Here is a 6,488-nt window from a genome sequence, read left to right on the forward strand (position 1 = left end):
TGAATACCTGCGTCAGTGACCCAAGGAATCCTCATGCTGGCTGAGTACCGCCAACACGCTGCCGCCCGTGCGGCGCAAGGGATCCCGCCACTGCCCTTGAATGCCGCCCAGACCAGCCAGGTGTGCGAGCTGCTTAAGGATCCCCCGCCTGGAGAGGAGGCTTTTCTGTTGCACCTCCTCACGGAGCGCGTCCCGCCGGGGGTGGACGAGGCAGCCTATGTGAAGGCCGGCTTTTTGGCCGCTGTGGCCAAGGAGGAGGTGCGCTCCCCCCTCATTCCTCCCTTGCGGGCAGTGGAGCTCCTGGGCACGATGTTGGGGGGCTACAACGTCCAGGTACTGCTGGAGCTGCTGCAGGATAGGCGGCAGGAGATCGCGGCGGCGGCGGCCCGCGCCCTCAGCCACACGCTGCTGGTCTTCGATGCCTTTCACGACGTACTGGAGCTGAGCCAGGCCGGCAACGTCTATGCGCGGCAGGTGCTGGAATCCTGGGCCGCTGGGGAGTGGTTTACTGCCAAGCCGCCTCTAGCTGAGGCCATCACCGTCACGGTGTTCAAGGTTGCCGGCGAAATCAACACCGACGACCTCTCCCCTGCCGCCCACGCCACCACCCGCCCAGACATCCCCCTTCACGCCCAGAGCATGCTGGAGTCGCGGGCACCGGGGGCCATAGCTGCCATTGCTGAGCTCAAGCGCCGCGGCCATCCGGTGGCCTTTGTGGGGGATGTGGTGGGCACGGGATCCTCCCGCAAGTCCGCCCTCAATTCCCTCCTTTGGCACATTGGCCACGACATTCCCTATGTGCCCAACAAGCGGGCCGGGGGCGTTATCCTGGGGGGCACGATTGCACCGATTTTCTTCAACACCGCCGAGGATGCGGGCGCTCTGCCCATCCAGTGCGATGTCTCCCCATTGGAGACGGGCATGGTGGTCACGATCTATCCCTACGAGGGCGTGATCCGCTCCCAGACGGGCGAAATTCTCGCCAGCTTTTCCCTGCGTCCTGTCACCTTGCCGGACGAGGTGCGGGCCGGGGGCCGCATCCCCCTTTTGATTGGCCGGGCCCTCACCGACAAAACCCGCCAGGCCCTGGGGCTGGATCCTTCTCCTCTCTTTATCCGCCCCACCCCGCCCCCCGACACGGGCAAAGGCTATACCCTGGCCCAGAAAATCGTGGGCAAAGCCTGTGGGCTACCAGGGGTGCGCCCTGGCACGAGTTGCGAGCCCCTGATGACCACCGTGGGATCCCAGGACACCACTGGCCCCATGACCCGCGACGAGCTCAAGGAGCTGGCCTGTCTGGGCTTTAGCGCTGACCTGGTGCTGCAGAGCTTCTGCCACACCGCCGCCTATCCCAAGCCGGTGGACATCCAAATCCACAAAGAGCTGCCCGACTTCTTTGCCTCGCGGGGAGGGGTTGTCCTGCGGCCGGGCGATGGCATCATCCACTCCTGGCTCAACCGCATGCTCCTGCCCGATACCGTCGGCACGGGGGGCGACTCCCACACCCGCTTTCCTCTGGGCATCTCCTTCCCCGCTGGATCGGGTCTGGTGGCCTTTGCCGCGGCCATGGGGGTGATGCCCCTCAACATGCCGGAGTCGGTGCTGGTGCGCTTTAAGGGGGAATTGCAGCCTGGGATTACTCTGCGGGACCTTGTTCACGCCATTCCCTACGTGGCCATCCAGCGGGGGCTGCTTACCGTCGAGAAGCAGGGCAAGAAAAACGTCTTCGCTGGGCGAATTATGGAAATCGAGGGCCTGCCCAATCTGAAGGTGGAGCAAGCCTTCGAGTTTACCGACGCCTCGGCGGAACGCAACTGCGCCGCCTGCACCATTAAGCTAAGCGTTGAGAGCGTTGCCGAGTACCTGCGCTCCAACGTGGTGCTGCTGAAAAACATGATTGCCCGCGGCTATCAGGACGCCCGCACCCTGCTGCGGCGCATTGCCAAGATGGAGGCCTGGCTGGCCAACCCCACCCTGCTGGAAGCGGATCCCGACGCCGAATACGCCGCTGTCATTGAGATTGATCTCAACACCATCACCGAGCCAATTGTCTGCGCCCCCAACGATCCCGATAAAGTAATGACCCTGAGCGAAGTCCACGCCCAGCACGCAGCCGGCAACCCCGATACGCCCATCCACATTGACGAGGTGTTCATTGGCTCCTGCATGACCAACATTGGCCACTACCGCGCCGCTGCCAAGATCTTGGAAGGCCAGGGGCGGGTTAAGGTGCGCCAACTGTGGATCTGTCCCCCCACGCGCATGGACGAGGCGCAACTGCGCGCTGAAGGGGTGTACAGCATCTTTGCCGCTGCTGGAGCGAGAACAGAGATGCCTGGCTGCAGCCTGTGCATGGGCAACCAAGCTCGCGTGGCCGATGGAGCCACCGTCATGTCCACCTCCACCCGCAACTTTGACAACCGCATGGGCAAAGGCGCACGGGTCTACCTGGGATCCGCCGAGCTGGCTGCTGTCTGCGCCCTCTTGGGGCGGATCCCAACGGTGGAGGAATACCGGCAGATCGTTGCCACCAAGATCCAGCCCTTTGCCGGCGAAGTGTACCGCTACCTCAACTTCCACGAGATCCCTGGCTTTGAGGACGAGGGACGGGTCATCCCCAGAGAGCAAATGCCCAAGCTGGAAGAGGCGGTGGGGATCCAGTCTTGAGCAGAGGGGCAAAGGCGTCGAGCCTGCTACCATGGCAGGATGGTGGCGCTTACCTGGGAGCAAACCCAATGACCCTTAGTCAAAGAATCCTCCGCCGCATCCACCGCGCCCTGGCCCCTATCGTGGCCTTGCCCTTGCTGGTGACGGTGGTAACGGGATCCCTCTATCAAATGGCCCGCCTCACCGGAAACTTCGACTACTCCTGGCTCATCCAAATCCACAAAGGGCAGTGGGGCCCCCTCGATCTGCAGGGGGTTTACCCGTTCTTAAACGGACTGGGTCTGTTGGTTATGGTAGCTACTGGCCTGAGCCTGTGGTTGCAAACAAGCTCCCACCGCCCCTATCGGCGTTCAGAGCCCTAAGGGCTTTTGCTTGCTTTTCGTAGGGGAAATACCCCAACAGATGTCTAGAAAACTCTACACCTTGATTGGGCCAGACGGCTTAAGCTGATGTACGGAGGCTATGCTAAAGTCTCCGAGGCAAAGCTTAAAGAAAATCAACAGGAGGTGGGTGGATATGGCCCTTGTTCGCTGGGATCCCTTTCGGGAAATTGACGAAATTCAACGGGAAATGAACCGGATGTTTGACCGGCTGATGGCTCGCCCCGCCGAGACCGATGCCTATACTTTTGTGCCGGCGGTGGAAATGCACGATGATCCGGAAACCATTACCCTGAAACTGGAGCTGCCCGGCTTGAACCCCAACGATCTGGACATCCAGGCGACGGCAGAAGCGGTCTCCATCAGCGGCGAGCGGCGCTTTGAGAAACGCTCCGAGGACAGAGGCGTAACCCGCAGCGAGTTCCGCTACGGGCGCTTCCAACGGGTGATCCCGCTGCCCAGCCGGATCAAGCACGACCAGGTGAAGGCGGAATACAAAAACGGGATCCTCACCCTCACCTTGCCGAAGGCCGACTCTGAAAAAGCCCAAGTGGTCAAGGTGAGTGTTGTCTCCTAAGGCGGGGAGCTAAGGCTGCCCTAAGGTTATCCGCTAAAGGCAGGTGGTATGCCTGCCCTTTTTTGCGTTGAACAAAGATTCCCCAGCGACTGCCTAGCAGAAGCAAGCTATAGCCGTAGGGGAGTATGTCAACGCAGCGGAGAATTCAGGAGGATGACCAGGCGTTCTTCCAAAAACTTCAGGTTGGCCAACACTTGACTAAACGCTTCTTCCTGGGTCCAGTCCATGATCTCCATGGTTTTGTGAACCAGCGATTGCACCGGCACCGGCAAAGGGCCGAAGACATCCACCAGCCAGCGCACCGAGAAAGGATCGATGGTAATGTTCCCCTCAGCTCCCGGCCAGCCGTTGATGTTGACAGGGCCGTTGTCGCGAATGGCGTTGAGAAAAGCCTGCTTGGCATCCAACCTCACCAAAAGGGGGTGGGCTTGTACGGTGCCGTTCCACCATTCGTCGCTTGTAAACGGCTCGGGCTTGGGAATGCCGGGGTGCCCGCACCAAAAATCAATCAAGCGGGTCATGTTGGGGAAAATCAGCTCGATGAAGTGAAGTTTTTGCTCCTCGCTTAACTTATTGAGTTGCCGCATCGAGTAGGGCACTGGCTTAGTCAAGACCCTCTCCAGCTTCCACTGCTGCCAATTCACCATGCTGATAAACTCAAGACCGGCCTGCCTCAACATCTCAAACACTTGGGGCACCGTAAAGCCCTTGTCGCTGCGCAGCAGGAAATTGGCCAGGATACCCGCTGTGGTTTTGATGGCATCTCCTTGCCAGTGGCTTTTGACAAAGCTGGCGTCTGTGAGCGCTTCCATCACCTCCCGCAGCAGGGGCACCGCTTTAGCTGCCGGCTCATCCATCACCCCCAGCAGCTCCATGGCCTCCTGCATGTTGAAGATAAACTGACGCTGGTAAAGGCTGTGAACATTGGTGCGGATGATCCCATCGGGCTTGAGCACCTGCCGCATGCCTTTCAAACCGGCAACTGGGTCGTCCAGGAGGTAGAGAACGTCGTTGCAGGCAATAAAATCAAACTCCTCCCCCAGCGCGCTCATGTCGGTAATGTCCATAACGTAAAAGCGGGCGTTCTCGATCTTGTGGAACTTGAAACGCTGCTCCGCTATCTTGATAGACTCTGGGGAAATATCTACTCCCACATAGCGGGCGCCGGGGTTGGCTGTTGCCACAACTAAGGTTTCCCAACCGGAGCCGCAGCCGGCATTGAGGATCACCTTGCCTTCCGGGGATACCACCTTGCGATCCCTTAGGTACCTGGCCGTCGTGATGCTGTTGGCAAACAAAGCCAAGTTGTCGGTAACCGTCTGCTCAATTGGCACATTTGGGTAGGGAAACTCGTCAAACTGCGCCTGGACGGGGTTAGACACAGCGGTCTTTTCCATGGTGATCTCCCTGCTTTTAGGTATCCCAACACTCTTAGCACGTACCCTATCGTACTGCACAGCAAGCAAAAGACTGAGGCAAATCCAGAAAAGCCTGAGGATGGTATAGTGGTGGGGTGTTTTGTAACTACCTAACCTAGAATTCAGGGGAGTCGGGAAGAGGGATCCTTCGATGAGCCCCCGCAAGCGGCTGTTTTGGTTAATGGCAACTTTTCTCCTTGGAATTCTGGCTGCTTGTGGGCTAGCTAGCGGGCCCAGCCTCCTCAGTCGCCCAGAGACTTCATCGCCCGCCCCAGAAGGAGGCGTTGCTGCCTACTACGACGGCAACCCGCAATCGGTAACCATCCGCGATGCCGCCATTGCCTTTGCCATAGCCAACGGGATTACCCAGCCCAGCCAGATTGTCAGCTTTGTCAACAACGTCTTGAGGCTACAGCCCCCCCTCACTTTGGCTGAGGTGACCACGGCCGACCCCAATCCGGTGGCCATCTCCGATTTCGATGGGGATGGCACGCCAGGCACCATTCGGGATGCGGCTATTTTGTTTGCCGTTGCCACCTTGCAGAGCCGCGACGCCAACCGCATCAACACCTTTGTCAACACCGTTTTGCGGCTGCAACCTCCCCTCAACCTGACGCCTGAACAGGCAGCCAGACTGCCAGGGCCAGGATTTGTTCCCCCCACAAGTCCTCCAACGGCCTCCCCTTCGCCGACACCACCCCCCCCACCGGAAGATCCATCGACACCAACGCCAACGCCCTCACCTCCTCCACCAACGCCAACCCCCTCGCCATCTCCGTCTCCTGGTGGGTTTAACATCGAGATTGAGTTTATCGACAACAGCCTCAGCCCCTCCCAGCGAGAGGTTGTGCTTCGGGCAGCCCGGCGCTGGGAGCAGATCATCACCGGGGATCTGCCTGATGTAACCGTAACTCTGCAGGCTGGCTTCTGCGGAGCTGGTTTCCCCCCGACTCCCCTGGTCAATCGTCCTGTGGATGATCTCTTGGTTCAAGTAACCGGCGCCCGGCTCCTCTCCAGCCCCCCTGAGAGTGATGGTCCGGGTAAGGCTGTGGGTCAAGCGGGCCCCTGTGGCCCCCTTCGGCCCGGGATCCGCATCATCCCCTATGCCAGGATTGGGATCGACCCAGCGGATTTGAATCGGCTAGAGGAGCAGGGATCCCTCTTTGACGTTGTCCTGCACGAGCTGGGCCATGCTCTGGGGTTCGGCACCGTCCCCAACTGGAGTCCTTTTCTCCTCAACAGCGGCACCTCCAACCCGCGCTTTGCCGGCCGGCAGGCCACTGCTGAGTACAACAGCCTGGGCGGATCGGGGAATGTGCCGGTGCAGGTTGAGCCACCTCCCGAAGGTCACTGGCGGCGAACCCTAGGGTTGGAGCTGATGACGCCGGTGCTGCCACCGCCACCTGCACGCCCTGCTCTTAGTCGTATTACGGCTGCAGCCATGCA

At 60.1% G+C, this 6,488-nt stretch carries 5 protein-coding genes; 4 read left to right on the forward strand and 1 reads right to left on the reverse strand.

Going from position 1 to position 6,488, the window contains the following annotated elements; all coding sequences use genetic code 11:
- Nucleotides 1-33 precede the first annotated feature (33 nt).
- The 3 genes from acnB to NW814_RS07840 all read left to right on the forward strand — a co-directional run bounded on the left by acnB (nt 34) and on the right by NW814_RS07840 (nt 3,624).
- Entirely contained in the window at nt 34-2,667 is a 2,634-nt protein-coding gene (gene acnB / locus NW814_RS07830; RefSeq protein WP_414405851.1) for a bifunctional aconitate hydratase 2/2-methylisocitrate dehydratase, read from the forward strand.
- Nucleotides 2,668-2,735: 68 nt separating this feature from the next.
- The gene (locus tag NW814_RS07835; protein ID WP_414405852.1) at nt 2,736-3,029 is read left to right on the forward strand and encodes a PepSY domain-containing protein; all 294 of its coding nucleotides are present in this window, start codon (nt 2,736-2,738) and stop codon (nt 3,027-3,029) included.
- A gap of 154 nt (nt 3,030-3,183) precedes the next feature.
- Complete coding sequence (locus NW814_RS07840; RefSeq protein ID WP_414405853.1) at nt 3,184-3,624, forward strand: Hsp20/alpha crystallin family protein; 441 nt, start codon at nt 3,184-3,186, stop codon at nt 3,622-3,624.
- Between the two features lie 128 nt (nt 3,625-3,752).
- Here the strand turns inward: NW814_RS07840 and NW814_RS07845 are convergent, their stop codons facing one another.
- Nucleotides 3,753-5,021: a class I SAM-dependent methyltransferase gene (locus tag NW814_RS07845; RefSeq protein WP_414405854.1), complete on the reverse strand. Its 1,269-nt coding sequence runs from the start codon at nt 5,019-5,021 to the stop codon at nt 3,753-3,755.
- A gap of 172 nt (nt 5,022-5,193) precedes the next feature.
- Here NW814_RS07845 and NW814_RS07850 point away from each other — a divergent pair.
- On the forward strand, nt 5,194-6,488 hold a 1,295-nt coding region (locus NW814_RS07850), incomplete at its 3' end, for a peptidase M8 (protein ID WP_414405855.1).

Source organism: Synechococcus sp. R65.1, assembly GCF_047461755.1.
GTDB lineage: Bacteria > Cyanobacteriota > Cyanobacteriia > Thermostichales > Thermostichaceae > Thermostichus.